The sequence below is a fragment of the Nocardia sp. NRRL WC-3656 genome (assembly GCF_000720265.1).
Taxonomy (GTDB): domain Bacteria; phylum Actinomycetota; class Actinomycetes; order Mycobacteriales; family Mycobacteriaceae; genus Nocardia; species Nocardia nova.
Genome location: NZ_JOJF01000001.1, coordinates 391,102 through 406,819, shown reverse-complemented (window position 1 = coordinate 406,819; position 15,718 = coordinate 391,102). Strand labels below are relative to the sequence as shown.

The 15,718-nt window shown below is 68.9% G+C and carries 13 protein-coding genes; 5 read left to right on the top strand and 8 right to left on the bottom strand.

What is annotated here, in order from left to right; genetic code table 11:
* Window positions 1–2: 2 nt before the first annotated feature.
* Window positions 3–1,412, bottom strand: a complete 1,410-nt coding sequence (locus IG65_RS0101965; protein ID WP_030513057.1) for an ammonium transporter — start codon at window positions 1,410–1,412, stop codon at window positions 3–5.
* A 204-nt stretch (window positions 1,413–1,616) separates the two neighbouring features.
* Window positions 1,617–3,197, bottom strand: coding sequence for a signal recognition particle-docking protein FtsY (gene ftsY, locus IG65_RS0101960; RefSeq protein ID WP_030513056.1), 1,581 nt, complete (start codon window positions 3,195–3,197; stop codon window positions 1,617–1,619).
* A 227-nt stretch (window positions 3,198–3,424) separates the two neighbouring features.
* Here ftsY and IG65_RS0101955 point away from each other — a divergent pair, with 227 nt between their 5' ends.
* Window positions 3,425–3,814 (top strand): DUF2237 family protein, encoded by a 390-nt coding sequence (locus IG65_RS0101955; RefSeq protein ID WP_030513055.1) that lies wholly within the window; start codon window positions 3,425–3,427, stop codon window positions 3,812–3,814.
* A gap of 75 nt (window positions 3,815–3,889) precedes the next feature.
* Here IG65_RS0101955 and IG65_RS0101950 read toward each other — a convergent pair whose 3' ends face one another.
* On the bottom strand, window positions 3,890–4,987 hold the full coding sequence (locus IG65_RS0101950; RefSeq protein WP_030513054.1) for an FAD-dependent oxidoreductase: 1,098 nt from the start codon (window positions 4,985–4,987) through the stop codon (window positions 3,890–3,892).
* Between the two features lie 101 nt (window positions 4,988–5,088).
* Between IG65_RS0101950 and IG65_RS0101945 the strand changes: the two genes are divergently transcribed.
* On the top strand, window positions 5,089–5,706 hold the full coding sequence (locus IG65_RS0101945; RefSeq protein WP_030513053.1) for a TetR/AcrR family transcriptional regulator: 618 nt from the start codon (window positions 5,089–5,091) through the stop codon (window positions 5,704–5,706).
* Between the two features lie 42 nt (window positions 5,707–5,748).
* On the opposite strand, the gene IG65_RS0101940 is transcribed toward IG65_RS0101945, so the two are convergent.
* Window positions 5,749–6,561 carry a TetR/AcrR family transcriptional regulator gene (locus IG65_RS0101940; RefSeq protein WP_231509010.1) on the bottom strand — a complete coding sequence of 271 codons (813 nt, stop codon included), beginning with the start codon at window positions 6,559–6,561 and terminating at the stop codon, window positions 5,749–5,751.
* Between the two features lie 86 nt (window positions 6,562–6,647).
* On the opposite strand from IG65_RS0101940, the gene IG65_RS0101935 reads away from it, so the two are divergent.
* Window positions 6,648–7,550 (top strand): NmrA family NAD(P)-binding protein, encoded by a 903-nt coding sequence (locus IG65_RS0101935; RefSeq protein WP_030513051.1) that lies wholly within the window; start codon window positions 6,648–6,650, stop codon window positions 7,548–7,550.
* On the opposite strand, the gene smc is transcribed toward IG65_RS0101935, so the two are convergent.
* Together smc and IG65_RS0101925 are read right to left on the bottom strand one after the other, a co-directional pair.
* Window positions 7,547–11,155, bottom strand: coding sequence for a chromosome segregation protein SMC (gene smc / locus IG65_RS0101930; RefSeq protein WP_030513050.1), 3,609 nt, complete (start codon window positions 11,153–11,155; stop codon window positions 7,547–7,549). The two genes, IG65_RS0101935 and smc, sit on opposite strands and share 4 nt — an antisense overlap.
* An 88-nt stretch (window positions 11,156–11,243) precedes the next feature.
* Window positions 11,244–11,681 carry a hypothetical protein gene (locus IG65_RS0101925; RefSeq protein WP_146098618.1) on the bottom strand — a complete coding sequence of 146 codons (438 nt, stop codon included), beginning with the start codon at window positions 11,679–11,681 and terminating at the stop codon, window positions 11,244–11,246.
* A 195-nt stretch (window positions 11,682–11,876) separates the two neighbouring features.
* Between IG65_RS0101925 and IG65_RS0101920 the strand changes: the two genes are divergently transcribed.
* The gene (locus IG65_RS0101920) at window positions 11,877–13,109 is read left to right on the top strand and encodes an acyl-CoA dehydrogenase family protein (protein WP_030513048.1); all 1,233 of its coding nucleotides are present in this window, start codon (window positions 11,877–11,879) and stop codon (window positions 13,107–13,109) included.
* Between the two features lie 3 nt (window positions 13,110–13,112).
* Entirely contained in the window at window positions 13,113–14,237 is a 1,125-nt protein-coding gene (locus tag IG65_RS0101915) for an acyl-CoA dehydrogenase family protein (protein ID WP_030513047.1), read from the top strand.
* Window positions 14,238–14,414: 177 nt separating this feature from the next.
* Here IG65_RS0101915 and thpD read toward each other — a convergent pair whose 3' ends face one another.
* Window positions 14,415–15,296: an ectoine hydroxylase gene (gene thpD / locus IG65_RS0101910; RefSeq protein ID WP_030513046.1), complete on the bottom strand. Its 882-nt coding sequence runs from the start codon at window positions 15,294–15,296 to the stop codon at window positions 14,415–14,417.
* Window positions 15,297–15,323: 27 nt separating this feature from the next.
* Window positions 15,324–15,716 carry an ectoine synthase gene (locus IG65_RS0101905; protein ID WP_030513045.1) on the bottom strand — a complete coding sequence of 131 codons (393 nt, stop codon included), beginning with the start codon at window positions 15,714–15,716 and terminating at the stop codon, window positions 15,324–15,326.
* Between the last annotated feature and the right edge of the window lie 2 nt (window positions 15,717–15,718).

The following is a 15,718-nucleotide window of genomic DNA, read 5'->3' as shown; positions in this document are numbered from 1 at the left end:
CGTCATGCCTCCTTGACGGCGGTACGTGCCGTGCCACCCACAGCAGCGAAATCGTATGACGTCTCCGCGTGCTCCGACTCGTCCATACCCTTGAACTCGTCTTCCTCGGAAGCACGAATGCCGATCGTGTACTTGATGATCAGACCCAGAATCAGCGAGACGACGAAGGAGAACGCCAGCACGGTGAAGGCACCGACGGCCTGCTTGCCGAGCTGGTCGAAACCACCGCCGTAGAACAAGCCCTTCGCGCCGCCGGAGGCCGCGCCCGATTCCGGGGCGAGGAACAGACCGATCAGCAGCGTACCGACCACACCGCCGACCAGGTGCACACCGACCACGTCGAGCGAGTCGTCGAAGCCGAGCTTGAACTTCAGGCCGACCGCCAGCGCGCACAGCACGCCGGCCACCGCGCCGATCACCAGCGCGCCCAGCACGTTCACCGACGAGCAGGACGGGGTGATCGCGACCAGACCCGCGACGATGCCCGAGGCGGCGCCGAGGCTGGTGGGCTTGCCGTCGCGGAACTTCTCCACGACCAGCCAGCCGAGCATCGCGGCGCAGGTGGCGAAGGTGGTGGTCAGGAAGGTGGAACCGGCCAGGCCGTTGGAGCTCACCGAGGAACCGGCGTTGAAGCCGAACCAGCCGAACCACAGCAGACCGGCGCCGAGCATGACGAAGGGCAGGTTGTGCGGGCGCATCGGCGTCTTCGGCCAGCCCTTGCGCTTGCCGAGCACCAGGCACAGCGCCAGGCCCGCAGCACCGGCGTTGATGTGCACCGCGGTACCACCGGCGAAGTCGATGGCCTGCAGCTTGTTCGCGATCCAGCCGCCGTGGTGGACGATGTTGCCCGCGGCGTCCTTGACGTCGAAGTCGAAGACCCAGTGCGCGACCGGGAAGTAGACGATGGTCGACCACGCGATCGCGAAGACCACCCACGCGCGGAACTTCATGCGGTCGGCGACCGCACCCGAGATCAGAGCCACGGTGATGATGGCGAACATCAACTGGAAGGCCACGAACACCGTCATCGGGATGGTGCCGGCCAGCGGAATGTTCACCTGATCCACCGCGGACGCACCGGTCGACGGGTCTGCCGGGCTGGCCTTGACGGCGTTGGTGCCGATCAGGCCCTTGAGCCCGAAGAACTGGGCAGGGTTGCCGATCAGGCCTAGTTTGTTGTCACCGAATGCCTCGGAAAAGCCGTAGAGCGACCACAGCACGCCGACGATGCCCATCGCGCTGATGCTCATCATGATCATGTTGAGCACGTTCTTCGAGCGGACCATGCCGCCGTAGAAGAACGCCAGCCCCGGGGTCATCAACAAAACGAGCGCGGAGCTCGCCAGCATCCACGCGGTGTCGCCGGTGTCGGGCACACCGAGCAAGGGATACGCCACCTTGTTCCTCCTCATCTCGGGCCCGGCCGAACTGCGGCAAACGAGCCTGCACAGAAGGGTCGCGATCGGGTGTTTCATCCGTGCCGCCGCGATGTTTCGCATGCGTGAACGGATCAGCTTCCCGTGTTGCTACCAGGTTTCGGCGCGCACACAGCGCATGTCGGCGCACTGTGAGGACCGTGTCGAAATGAGGAGGAACTGCCGGTTTGCTACTCGCCGCTACCCGAGGAGGGCGTCGACGAATGCGGACGGTTCGAAGGGGGCCAGATCGTCGGCGCCCTCGCCGAGTCCGACCAGTTTCACCGGCACACCGAGCTCGTGCTGCACCTGGAAGACGATGCCGCCCTTGGCGGTGCCGTCGAGTTTGGTGAGCACCACGCCGGTGATGTCGACGACCTCCGCGAAGACCCGGGCCTGGGTGAGCCCGTTCTGCCCGACGGTCGCGTCGAGCACGAGCAGGACCTCGTCGACGGCGGCCTTCTTCTCCACCACGCGCTTGACCTTGCCCAGCTCGTCCATCAGACCGGTCTTGGTGTGCAGCCGGCCGGCGGTGTCGACCAGGACCGCGTCGACCCCCTCCTCGATACCGGCGCTGACCGCGTCGAAGGCCACCGATGCCGGATCCGCGCCCTCGCGGCCGCGCACCGTGTCGGCGCCGACGCGTTCGCCCCAGGTCTGGAGCTGGTCGGCGGCGGCGGCGCGGAAGGTGTCGGCGGCGCCGAGCAGTACGCGACGGCCGTCGGCGACGAGCACGCGCGCCAATTTGCCGGTAGTGGTGGTCTTACCGGTGCCGTTCACGCCGACGACCAGCAGAATCGACGGGTGGTCGGCATGCGGCAGCGCCCGGATCGAACGATTCAGGTCCGGGCGCAGGGCCTCGATCAGCACATCCCGCAGCACCTGCCGGGCCTGTTCGGAGGTGCGCACGCTGCGCGCGGCCAACTCCTCGCGCAGTCGCTCGACCACGGTCGTCGTGACCGAGGTGCCGAGGTCGGCCATGACCAGGGTGTCCTCGATCTCTTCCCACGAGTCCTCGTCGAGGTCGCCACCGCCGAGCAGACCGAGCAGACTCTTGCCGACCGCGTTCTGCGACCGTGACAGCCGCCCACGCAGGCGGGTGAGGCGCCCGGCGGTGGGTTCGATCTCCTCCACCGCGGCTGGCTCGGGCGCCGGGGCTGTGGGTGTCGGTGCGATGGGCGCCGGCGCGGTCGGGGCGAGTGCGGTCGGGGCCGAATCCGCCGGAGCGGTCTCGGGCGTCTCGACGGGTGCGGGCGTGATCGTGGCTGCTGCCCCGTCGGTCGAGGGCGGCGCGGCGGGAGCTTCGGCCGGGGCTTCCACCGGAGCCGCCTCGGCCGGTGCTTCGGGCGCGGCCACGCCGTCGCCGGGTGTTTCCGTCGTTTCCGGCTCGACGGTCGGCGCGGTCGCGCTCGCCCCGTCCGCCGGGCGGTCGGCGAGGGTCTCCGGTTCGGGCAACCGCACGTCGGTGATGGTCCGGCGCACGGAGTCGCGCGGGATGGCGGCGTCGTCGCCGACGTGCGGCTGACCTTCGTCGTCGGTGCGTTCGATCGGGACCGGTTCGGGGCGCGGTGGCGTCAGTGTGCCCGAACTCGCGCCGCCCTGACTGAAGTTGAACCCACCGGCTGCGGTATAGCCACCCGACCGGTCGGTCAGCTGCTTGTCCTGTTCCTCCGCCGGGGTGATGCTCACTCGGCGGCGCTTGTACAGGACGAATCCGGCAACGAACGCCACCAGTAGTACGGCGACGATCGCGGCGATCAGAATCCAGGCTTGCGCAGTCACGGCTCCCATCCTGTCAGAACCCGCGAACGCCCCCGCGTGGCGGCAGGCAGGTGTTGCGCCTGCGGCGGTACGGGTGATTCGTCACTCTCCGCGCAACTATCCGCGAACCCCCCGACACGCCGACGACGTCGGACGATAGGGCGTCCGGCCACGCATCACCGGCAACCGTCCCGATACCAACCGCCCAAGGCGCGGCGAATCCGACACAGAGACAATAGGATCGGCTCGTGACCGATCGAAATGTGCTTGGGGGACCGCTGGAGGAGTGTGGCACCGATCCTCTCACCGGCTTCTACCGGGACGGCTGCTGCAGCACCGGCCCCGAGGATCTGGGTAGCCACACCGTCTGCACCGTCGTGACCCAGGAGTTCCTGGAGCATCAGAAATCGATCGGCAACGATCTGCTCACCCCACGTCCGGAGAACAACTTCCCCGGACTGCAACCCGGCGACCGCTGGTGTGTGGTCGCGGTCCGGTGGCTGCACGCCCACGAGGACGGGGTGGCCGCGCCGGTCGTTCTGGCCGCGACCCACGAGAACGCGCTCGAGGTCGTGCCGATGGAAACCTTGCGCAAATACGCCGTCGACGTCCCCGACGACGTCAGCGATCTGCTGTGATCGCTCACCGGCCCGGCGATCGAGCCTGAGCATCGCGCGTCCGGCGACCGAGAGGTTCGGCGCACGGCGCGAGGGTCAGGCGGCGGCGAACAGGCGGACCGCGGTATTGCGAAGCCCGATCGCCGGACGCGATCCCGGCACCATCAGCGCCGAGGCGAATCGAACCCCTCGATGTGCCGCGCCGATCCGATCGCGATGCCGCTGCTCGTAGCGTCCCCATGCCGCGGCCGGGTCCTGCGGCGCTGTCGCGAGCTCCTCGGCCAGGGTGTGCGCACCCGCGATGGCCAGGCTCGATCCGTCGCCGAACAGCGACAGGCATGAGGCCGCGTCTCCCACGAGGGTGACCCGGCCCCGCGACCAGCGCGGCAGCGATACCTTGCTGACGGCGTCGAAGTAGAGGTCACCGCCGGCGCGCACCTCGTCGAGCACATCCTCGAACGGTCCCATCCGCCCCGCGAATTCCGCGACCAGCAATCGACGCTGCGCCTCGCTGTCGCGGTGGTCCAGACCGGCCACCGGCGCCCGCCGGAACATGAAGGCCGCGATCGGACGGCCGCCCGCGGGATGGACCGATATCGATCGGCCCGGCGAGTTGTACATGACCACCTCGATCTCGCTCGCGGACCGCGTGACGGGGACAGTGGCGATGTAGATCCCCATGTGCCGCACGAATTCCCGGTCGTCGCCGAAGGTCAGCCGCCGAACCGCCGAATGCAGTCCGTCGGCGCCGAGCACGTAGTCGTAGTGCGCTCGCTCCCCCGATTCGAAGCCGACGGTGACCCCCGCGGCGGACTGCTCGATCTCGGAAATACCGTCGCCCCACCGCATCCGGACGCGGTCGCCGGAGGCGGCGGCGAGAATGGTGGCCAGATCCGCGCGGGCGAGCTCCACCTCCCCGCGGTCTCGATCGCCCACCCGCATGGATGCGCGGCGCCGGCCGCGCGCGTCGACGAACCGTAACCGGTCCACATCCGTTGCGGCCGCGCGCAATTCGGGCAGGACGCCCATGGCGGTCACCACCTCGAGCGCCGGTCCGCGCACATCGACCGGATTACCGCTGGACCGCGATCCGGCGGCCCGCTCGACGACGGTCACCTCGAATCCGTGTCGGCTCAGCCAATAGGCCAGCGTCGATCCCGCGATTCCGGCTCCGGAAACGAGCACCTCGACCATGTCGTCACCTCTCTCAAGTGGACGAATTTCGTCCGCTTAGGTCGATGGTAGATTAAGTGGACGTAATTCGTCCACTTGTTGCCGTACGACTGGAGCCGCCGATGGGCCCGGAGCCGACCCACCCGGATTCCCTGCGCGCCGACGCGCGCAGCAATCGCGATCACATCCTGCTCGCCGCCTTGGACGTCTTCGCCGAACGCGGCACCGATGTGCCGATGAAGCTGATCGCCGATCGCGCCGGGGTCGGAGTCGGCACGCTGTATCGCCGGTTTCCCGACCGCGACGCCCTGGCGGTCGCCACCGCGCAGGCACACCTGGACCGCCTCGCCCGCATGGCCGAATCGGCCGGTGCGCAGGAGGCGACCGCATGGGCCGGGTTGTGCCGATTCCTGCGCGAGTGCGCGCTGCTGCGCCTGGGCGCACTGGCCGCGGCCATCGAACCGGCCGTCCACGCGATGGTCCGCACCGATCCGCGGGTGGGCGCGGTGCGCGCCTCCGTTCTGGATCGCATCGACGCGCTGATTCGGCGCGCCCAGCAAGACGGCGACCTGCGTACCGACATCGGTTCCAACGAAGTCGGTCTCATCATGACCCTGCAGGTCTACGCCCAGCCGGGCGAGTCCTATCCGGCAGCGGTGGACCGAGTGCTCGCCATCGTGTTCGACGGGCTGTCGTCCACTCGGCGCACGGCACACGACATTCCGGGCAGCGAGGCGTAAGGGCCGGTTCTCCTTCGAGGAATGAATCCACAAGGCCGTGGATCACTCGGCAGCTATTGGATTTCTTCCCGTCGCACGCGCCGCCCGGCGCAGCCGATGAGCCTTCTGCCGGCACGCGGACGAGCAGTACCGGGCCGGACGTCCGGTCTCCGCATGCGCCAATTCCGCCCCGCAGATCGGACAACTGCGGCCGTCACGATTCGCGGTGTCCGCCGCTGTTTCGTTACGCCCGAGTGAAGAGTTGTCCGGTTTCGTTACGGCCGGTTCGGTGCGCATCGCCGCCAGCAGCATGGCGGCGGGGCGGGACAGTTCGTCCCGCGTGTTCGAGACGCGTTGCATGGCAACACATCCGGTGAAGATGGCCAGCACGTCGGCGAGAGTCAGGTCGGCACGTACCCCGCCCGAGCGCCGCGCCGCCTCCAGCAGCTGCCCGAGAGCCAGGTGAAATCGCTCCCCCGCATCCCGCAGCAGCGTCCGTGGCCAGCCGTCGTCGGCGTCGAGCAGATCGCACATCGCCTTGTTCCCCGGAGTGCGGGTGACGACCTCGGCGCAGAATCCCAGGAAGGCGGCCGCGGGATCCGGATCGTCGCGCAGTGCGAGCGCCCGTGCGGTGAGCCGATCGATCCGTTGCTGTAGCACCGCCTCGAGCAGGTCGGTCTTGGTCGGGAAATGGCGATGCACGGTCCCGGCCCCCACACCCGCGCGGCGGGCGATCTCGGCCAGCGACACCGACGTTCCGGATTCGGCGAAGGCTCGTTGCGCGGCGGCGAGGACGCGAGCGCGGTTGCGGCGAGCGTCGATTCGGGTCCCCGGTACTCCTGGCGCCGGTGCGCGCAGGTCGTAACGAAACCCCACATCTGCGGATGGCGGAGACGACAACGCTGTTCCTATCGTGCGAATACGGGTCGACCAACCCGATTCTATCGAAAGGTTCCTCCGACATGACCGTCCACGACAACCTCGTTCTCGTCACCGGCGCGACCGGCAAACAGGGCGGCGCGACAGCCCGCGCGCTGCTCGCCCGCAACGTCCCGGTCCGCATCCTGGTCCGCGATCCGGCCGCCGCCGGAGCGCGCGAACTCGCCGCACTGGGCGCGCAGGTGGCCGTCGGCGACTTCGACGCCCCGGCCACCCTGACCGCGGCGGTGACCGGAACTCGCGGCGTCTTCCTCGTGCCACCGGCGGCCTTCGGGCCCGACGGCTGGGATGTCGACCTGGAGGCGACCCGCGGCGCCGCCGTGATCGATGCCGCCCGGCACGCCGGAACCGACCACATCGTGTTCACCGGCGTGGCCTCCTTCGACAACGAGATCTCCTGGGGCAGTTCCGGAAAGCGGCAGATCGAGCAGGCACTGGCCGACAGCGGCATGCGCTACACCGTGCTGCGCCCGGTCCGGTTCATGGAGAACTACCTGGCGCAGGGTATGCCGCTCGACGGCTTCGTCGACGGCGTGAACGTCCACCTGTTTCCGGCCGATCGGCCGGCCCAGATGATCACGGTGGACGATATCGCCGCGGTGGCCGCGCTGGCCTTCGCCGATCCCGGACGATTCTCCGGCCGGACACTCGAACTCGCCGGCGACGCCGTGGCCCCCACTGCCGCCGCGGAACTGATCTCCCGCGCGACCGGATATCCGGTGCGGTATCGCGAAATCACCGAGGCGGAAGCCGACGCACTGGGTGAACAGATCGGCAACACCTGGCGCCTGGCCCATCGAGGCCACGGCTGGCATGCCGATATCGAGCAGATCCGCTCGATCCACCCCGGGCTGCAGAGCCTGGAAACGTGGCTGGCCGGCACCGGCGCCGCGGTCCTGAAATCCCGGTTCGCGGCGGGCGACTAGGTCGTCGCGCCGACCAGATTCTCCCCGCGCATCCGCTGCGAGATGACCTGGGTGATGCCGTCGCCACGCATGCTCACCCCGTACAGCGCGTCGGCGATTTCCATGGTCGGCTTCTGGTGGGTGATGACGATCAGCTGCGACTTCTCCCGCAGCTGTTCGAACAGGCCGATGAGGCGGCGCAGGTTGGTGTCGTCCAGCGCCGCCTCGACCTCGTCCATCACGTAGAACGGCGAAGGCCGGGCCCGGAAGATCGACACCAGAAACGCCACGGCGGCAAGGGATTTCTCGCCACCGGACAGCAGCGAGAGCCGCTTGACCTTCTTGCCCGGCGGCCGGGCCTCCACCTCGATGCCGGTGGTGAGCATATCGCTGGGGTCGGTCAGCAGCAGCCGTCCCTCGCCGCCGGGGAAGAGGCGGCCGAACACCTGCACGAATTCGCGTTCCACGTCCTCGTAGGCCTCGGTGAACACCTGCAGGATGCGGGCGTCGACCTCGGCCACCACATCGAGCAGGTCTTGACGGGCCTTCTTGACGTCCTCGAGCTGGGTCGACAGGAAGTTGTAGCGCTCCTCCAGCGCCGCGAACTCCTCCAGCGCCAGCGGATTCACCTTGCCGAGGGTGGCGAGATCCTTCTCGGCGCGTTTGACGCGGCGCTCCTGGGTCGCGCGGTCGTAGGGCATTTCCTGCGGCGCGCTCACCTGGTCGCCGCGCTCGCGGGCCTGCTCGTACTCCTGCATCTCCAGTGCGGTCGGCGGCATCGGCACGTGCGGACCGTATTCGGCGACGAGTTCGTCCAGCGCGATGCCGAACTGCTCGGCGATGGTGGTCTCCAATTGTTCGATGCGCAGCGCGGATTGGGCCCGCGCCACCTCGTCGCGATGCACGGCATCGGTCAGCTGCGTCAGTTGCGTGGTCAGCGCCCGCACCCGCTCCTTGATCTGATCCACCTGCCCGGCGCATTCGGTGCGTCGGCGAACCAGCTCGTCGCGCCGCGCGGCCGCTTCGCCCACCACGGTTTCCAGCTCCGCGGCGATCCGCTCGGCCGATTCGGCGACCACCGCCGCCACCTCGGCGGCACGGCGGCGGGCGGCCTGGGCTCGTTCGGCCCGGGCGCGGGTCTCGCGTTCGGCGCGGGCCGCACGCCGCAGCGAATCCGCTTTGCCCCGTACCGATTCCGCGCGCTCCTCGGCGGTGCGCACCGACAGCCGGGCCTCCACCTCCATGGCACGGGCCTCGGCCAGCGCCGCGGCGGCCTGTTCACGCTCCTGCCCGGCGGTGTCGGTGCCCGCGTCGGCATCGGAGTCCAGATCGGACTGTTCGGATTCGGCATGACGCAGCCGGCCCTCGAGTTCGGCCAGGGCCGTCAGATTCTGGTCGCGCGCGGTTTCGGCCTCGGCGCGCTGGGCCAGCAGCCGCTCGTATTCGGACTGGGCGCTGCGCGCCGTCGCGCCGAGGCGGCCCAGCCGGTCGTAGATCGCGACCAACGCCTGATCGGATTCGTGCAAGGCCAGCAACGCCTGGTCGACGGCCTGTTTGCGATCGCTCTGCTCGGCCAGGGCACCCGACAGCGCGGCCTCGACCTCCTCGGCCTGCCGCTGCCACGACACCAGTTCGGCCGCGGCGGCATCGATCTCGGCCTGCACCTCGATCTGGCTCGGCGCGCGGTCCGAGCCGCCGAGCACCCAGCCCGAACCGCTCAGATCCCCGTCGCGGGTCACCACCCGCAATTCCGGCCGGGCGGAGAGGACTTCGGCCGCCTGCGCCAGATCGTCGACGACCACGGTGCCGGCGGTGAGGGCCGCGACCGCACCCTGCAGCCGGTCGGGACAATCGACCACCTCGACGAGCGGGCGCACACCCGCGGGCAGAGCACCGATCTCGCCACCGGGTTGCGCCGCACCGCCGTAGACAACGGCCGCGCGGCCACCGTCGGCCTCCTTCAGCGCCCGCACCGCCGCCTGCGCGGTGGGGTGCGCGTCGGCGGCGATGGCATCGGCCAGCGGCCCGAGCGCGGCGGCCACGGCGGCCTCGAAACCGCTGTGCACCCGCACCATCGCCGACAGCCGGCCCTGCAAACCGCCGGCGCGGTTGTCCAGCAGCCAGGCGCCACCGTCCTTGCGGGCCAGGCCCATGGTCAGCGCATCGATGCGGGCGGTCAGCGAGGCGACCTTCTTTCCGGCCTCACGGTCGCGTTCGCGCAGTTCGGTGACCCGCGCATCGGCCAGTTCCAGCGCCTGGGCGGCGTGTTCGTAGGCGGCGTCGAGCCCCTCCTCACCGGCGTCGAGTTCGCTCAATTCGGCTTGCACGGCCTCGAATTCGGCCTCGGCGGCATCCCCGCGCTGCCGGGCGGCGGCCAGCGACTCCGACAGCCGGGCGATATCGCCGTCGGCCGATTGGGCGCGGTGGCGCAGCGTATCCACCTGACCGGCGAGGCGGGCCAGGCCCTCACGCCGATCGGCGATGGCGCGCACCGCGGCCAGGTGGGCCTGTTCGGCGGCCTTGGCGGCCTGCTCACGATCGAGCAACTGATCGCGAGCGGCCTCCAGGGTCGCCGTGGCCACCTCGACCGCCTCGAGCAGTTCGGCCTCCTCGGCCTGCACCCGATCCGCCTCGGCCTCGAGCTGTTCGGGATCGCGGCCGGTGCCGGTGGGCTGTTCGATGGTGAGGTTGCGAGCCCGGTCCCGGGCGATCCGGATGGTCGCGTTGACCCGTTCCACCAGCGCCGAGAGCTGGAACCAGGTCTGCGCGGCCGCCTCGGCGCCGGGAGTGAGCCGCGAGAGCTGGAATTCCTGCTGCGCCAGCGCCGCATTGGCGGCATCCAGTTCCGCCTGCACGTTGATCTGCTGCTCGCGGGCGAAGGCTTCCTTGCTCTGCTGACTTTCCAGTTCACGCCGGCGCGCCACCAGATCGTCGGCGGCCAGCCGCAGCCGGGCATCGCGCAATTCGGCCTGAACGGTGGCCGCGCGCCGGGCCACCTCGGCCTGGCGGCCCAGCGGTTTGAGCTGACGGCGCAGTTCGGTGGTGAGGTCGGTCAGACGGGCCAGATTGGCCTGCATCGCATCGAGTTTGCGCACCGCCTTCTCTTTGCGCTTGCGGTGCTTGAGCACGCCCGCGGCCTCTTCGATGAAGGCGCGGCGGTCCTCGGGGCGCGATTCCAGAATGGCCGACAGCTGGCCCTGGCCGACGATGACGTGCATTTCCCGGCCGATGCCGGAGTCCGAGAGCAGTTCCTGGACATCCATCAGCCGGCAGGAGTTGCCGTTGATCTCGTATTCACCGGCGCCGTCGCGGAACATTCGGCGGGTGATCGAGACCTCGGAGTAGTCGATGGGCAGTGCGCCGTCGGAATTGTCGATGGTCAGCGTGACTTCGGCGCGGCCCAGCGGCGCCCGTCCGGCGGTGCCGGCGAAGATGACGTCCTGCATCTTGCCGCCCCGTAGCGCCTTGGCGCCCTGCTCCCCCATCACCCAGGTCAGCGCGTCGACGACGTTCGATTTACCGGACCCGTTCGGCCCCACCACACAGGTGATGCCGGGCTCGAGCCGCAGCGTCGTCGCGGACGCGAAGGATTTGAATCCCTTCAGCGTCAGACTCTTCAGGTGCACAGTCGGTCAGGCTACCCGGTCGGGCCGCGTTGCCGGACGGATGCCGGGCGAACGTGTTCGCCCGGCATCCGCCGAATCGGGACCGGAATCAGGCGGCGGTGACGGTCAGCGTGTAGTCGCTGGGCGAGCCGTCGGCGGAGGTGACCGTGATCTGGTAGTCGAGGCCGTCGGCGACGATCTCCGCGTGCGGAACCTCGGTGGCGGCCATCGGGCCGACCAGCGGGCCGACGGTCACCCGGGCGTTGCCGTTGTTCGAGGTGACGTCGAAGATCAGCTTCTGCCCCTGCGCGGACGCGATGGAGTAGTTGTCCAACTTGCCCTCGGCCACGGTGCCGCTACCGCCGGTGCTGTTCTGGCCGGGGGCGATCACCAGTCGGGTGACGGCGCCGGGCAGCGCGGGCACGCCCGGCAGCGGCTGAGCGGAGGCGACGCCACCGGCGACCGCGAAGGTGGCCGCGGCGATCAGCGTGACGAGCACGGCCGGAACGGCGCGCACGAACAGACGAAGTACTCGAGATGCGTACATGGACCCACATCTTTCCTCACACCATGCGCAAGATCGCAAGTCCCGGCACGGGTTTCGCGTTCCGACACGCCGTCGCCCACCAGCCCGCCACCGCCCCGGCACACCGCCCGCAATCGCAATAAGTTAACGACCATTTGCGCTCGACCCGGAGTAAATGAGAAGGTAGAGGCCCGTTTATCGCACAAGGAGTTCTTCGTGAATCTGGACTGGTCGCCCACCGATCTGGCGTTTCGCGACGAGGTGCGGCGCTTCCTGGACGAGAATTTGACCCCGGAACTACGTCGCGCCGGTCAGCTCGCCACCAGCGTGTACCCGGATCACGAGGCCAGCATGCAGTGGCAGCACATCCTGCACGCCCGTGGCTGGGCCGCGCCGGCCTGGCCGGTCGCCCACGGCGGCTGTGACTGGAGCATGACGCAGCACTACATCTTCGATCGTGAATCCACCCTCGCGGGCGCGCCCGCGCTCTCGCCCATGGGCATCCGGATGGTCGCGCACGCGATCATCGCCTTCGGCACCCCCGAACAGAAGGACTACTTCCTGCCGCGCATCCTCACCGGCGAAGTGTTCTTCTGCCAGGGCTATTCCGAGCCGGAGGCCGGTTCCGATCTGGCCTCGCTGACCATGGCCGCGGTGTCCGACGGTGACGATCTGGTGTGCACCGGTTCCAAGATCTGGACCACGCACGCGACCGAGGCGAACTGGATCTTCGCCCTGGTCCGCACCTCGAAACTGGAACGCAAACAGCAGGGCATCACCTTCGTGCTGATCCCGATGGACACCCCCGGCATCGAGATCCGGCCGCTGGTCATGACCTCGGGCGAGCAGGTCCAGAACCAGGTGTTCTTCGATCAGGTGCGGGTGTCGAAGACCAACGTCATCGGCCGCATCGACGAGGGCTGGACGGTCGCCAAACACCTGCTGAACTTCGAGCGCGGCGGTTCGGCCTACGGCCCGGCGCTGCAGGTGCTGGCCGAATCGCTGGCCGAGCACGCCGCCGGACAGCCCGGCTTCGCCGGCGGCAGTCTGCTCGACGAACCGGCCTTCGCGGCGAAACTGGCCGACGCGCGCATCCGCGCCGACGTGCTGGAGATCCTGGAATACCGCACGATGTCGGCGATTTCGCGGGGTAAGGATCCGGGTCCGGCCGCCTCCACGATCAAGATCCTGGGCACCGAACTGAGCCAGCGGCTCACCGAATTGGCCCTCGAGGCCGCCGGTCCGCGCGGGCGCGCCTATCAGCCGCACGCGGCCATGCCGGGCGGTCCGGTCGCCGACTTCGTCGCTCCCGCCGACGGATATCTCAGCGGCGAACCGTGGCAGGCCGTCGCGCCGCTGCGGTACTTCAACGACCGCGCGGGCTCGATCTACGCGGGCAGCAACGAGATTCAGCGCAACATCATCGCCAAGGCAACCCTGGGACTGTGAGAGATGGACTTCGAATTCACTGCCGAACAGCAACTGCTCCGTGACACGGTCACCGAATTTCTCGCCGCCCGTTACGATCTGGAGAAAAGCCGGGCCGCGGCACGGGTCGGCGCCGGTCACCAGCCCGAGATCTGGCGCGGCTTCGCCGAGGAGATCGGCATCCTGGGCGCCGCCCTGCCCGAGAGCGTGGGCGGATTCGACGGCGGCGCCATCGAGACCATGATCATCGCCGAGGCGCTCGGCGGCGCCCTGGTCGTCGAACCCTACGTCGACACCGCCGTCCTGGGCGGCGGACTGCTGCGCCGCGCGGGTGGTGCCCGGGCCGAGGAACTGTTGCGCGGCATCGTCGACGGTTCCGTGATCACGGCCTTCGCCGCCCTGGAAACCGACTCCGGCTACGACCCCGCGCGCGTCGCCACGACCGCCCGCCGCGGCGGCGACGACTGGGTCCTCGACGGCGCCAAGGTGGTCGTGACCACTGCGCCGCTGGCCACCCACCTGCTGGTGACGGCACGCACCTCCGACGCGGCGGGGCTGTCGCTGTTCCTGGTGCCGGCCGATGCGGCCGGTCTGACGCAGCATCCGTATCGCACGATCGACGAACGCCGTGCGGCAGATCTGGTTCTCGACGCCGTCCGGGTTCCCGCCGATGCGTTGCTGGGCGGCGAGGGAACGGCCGACGCGTCGGTCGAGCGCGCGATCGACGAGGCGATCGCCGCCATCTGCGCCGAGGCCGTGGGCGGCATGCGGCGAGTGCTCGCCGACACCGTCGAATACAGCAAGCAGCGCCGCCAGTTCGGCGTGCCGATCGCCAGTTTCCAGGTGCTGCAACACCGCATGGTCGATATGCGTCTGGAGCTGGAACAGGCCGTGGCCGCCACCTATCTGGTGACGCTGAAGCTCGACGCCGAACCGAAGGTCCGCGCCCGGGCCGCCGCCGCGGCCAAGGCCACCGTCGCCCGCGCCGCCGGCTTCATCGGCCAGCACGCGGTGCAACTGCACGGCGCGATGGGCATGACCGAGGAACTCGCGATCGGACATTTCTTCAAGCGGCTCACCGCGATTCGCACCGAATGGGGTTCGGCGGACCAGCACATCGCCCGCTACGCCGCGCTGACGCGGGCCTGAGCGGCGCGCACGATCGCCGGGACGCGGTCCCATACCGCCGCGCCCCGGACATGTTTTCGGCCGGAATCCGATCCGGATTCCGGCCGAAAACGCGCCGGGGATGCCGGGCTCGCCCCGCCACCGTCGGGAGCGAACCCGTGCCAATCATCGGTCCCGACGTGATCGGGTCACCCCCGCTCAGCGCACGGGGGTGAAATCGCGCGAGGCGATGTAGGTCGGCCGCGGATGCCCGGCCGAATACGGTTCTTCGAGGGTGTTCTCCACGCTGTTGAACACCAGGAAGACGTTCGAGCGCGGGAACGGCGTGATGTTGTTCGAGGAGCCGTGCATGATGTTGGAATCGAACAGCAGCGCCGAACCGCGTGCGCCGGTGAACTGCGCGATGCCGTACTTGTCGGCCAGTTGGGCCAGATCCTCCTGCGCGGGCACACCGATCCGCTGCTCGCGCAACGATTCCCGGTAGTGCTCGTCGGGAGTCTCACCCTGCCACGGCATGAACAGCCGGTGCGAGCCCGGCAGCAGCATCAGGCTGCCGTTGAACGGGTAGTTGTCGGTCAGCGCGATCGACAGGCTCACCGCGCGCGGTGAGGGCATCCCGTCCTCGGCGTGCCAGGTCTCGAAATCCGAATGCCAGTAGAAACCGGCACCCTCGAATCCGGGCATGTAGTTGACCCGGCTCTGGTGGATGTAGACCTCGGAACCGAGAATCTGGCGAGCCATCCCGACGATCCGCTCGTCGCGCACCAGCTCCGCCACCACGGCGCTGATCTTGTGCACCTCGAAGATCGAGCGAACGCTGTTCGACTTCTTCTCGATGATCACCCGCTCGTCGGCACGCAACACCGGATCGGCGGCCAGCCGATCGATGTCGGCGGCGATATCGGCCACCTCCATCGGAGTCAGCAATTCGTCGAGGATCGCATACCCATCGGCATCGAAATTCTGCAGCTCCGGCGAGGTCACCGTGCCCCACACCGTGGGGTCGGTGCGCTCCACCGGCGGTACCGCTACGGCCGTTCTGGTCCGATAGCGGTCGATTCGACTCTCCGCCAACGTCATCGCGGCGTCGTCCTCCTCACTACATCACTACTCGCCTACGGCCACCAACGGGTAGACACCGTTCTCGTCGTGAACTTCCTTGCCCGTGACCGGCGGATTGAACACACACAGCATCCGCATCAGCGTGCGGGTCTCGACCCGATGCCGCTCGTGCCCGTTGAGCAGGTACATCGTTCCCGGCGCCAGGTCGTAGGTGACGTCGTTGGTCAGATCCGTGAGCGTGCCCTCGCCCTCCACCAGCCACACCGCTTCGACGTGGTTCTGGTAGTGGAACTCGTGCACGGTGTTCGGCTGAATGGTCGTCTCGTGGAAGGAGAAACCCACCCCGTCGCCGCCGAGGATGATCCGCTTGCTCCGCCAGTCCTCGGCCGCGACGTCGCGGTCGGTTCCGGTGATCTCGGCAGTGGTACGCACGATCATGG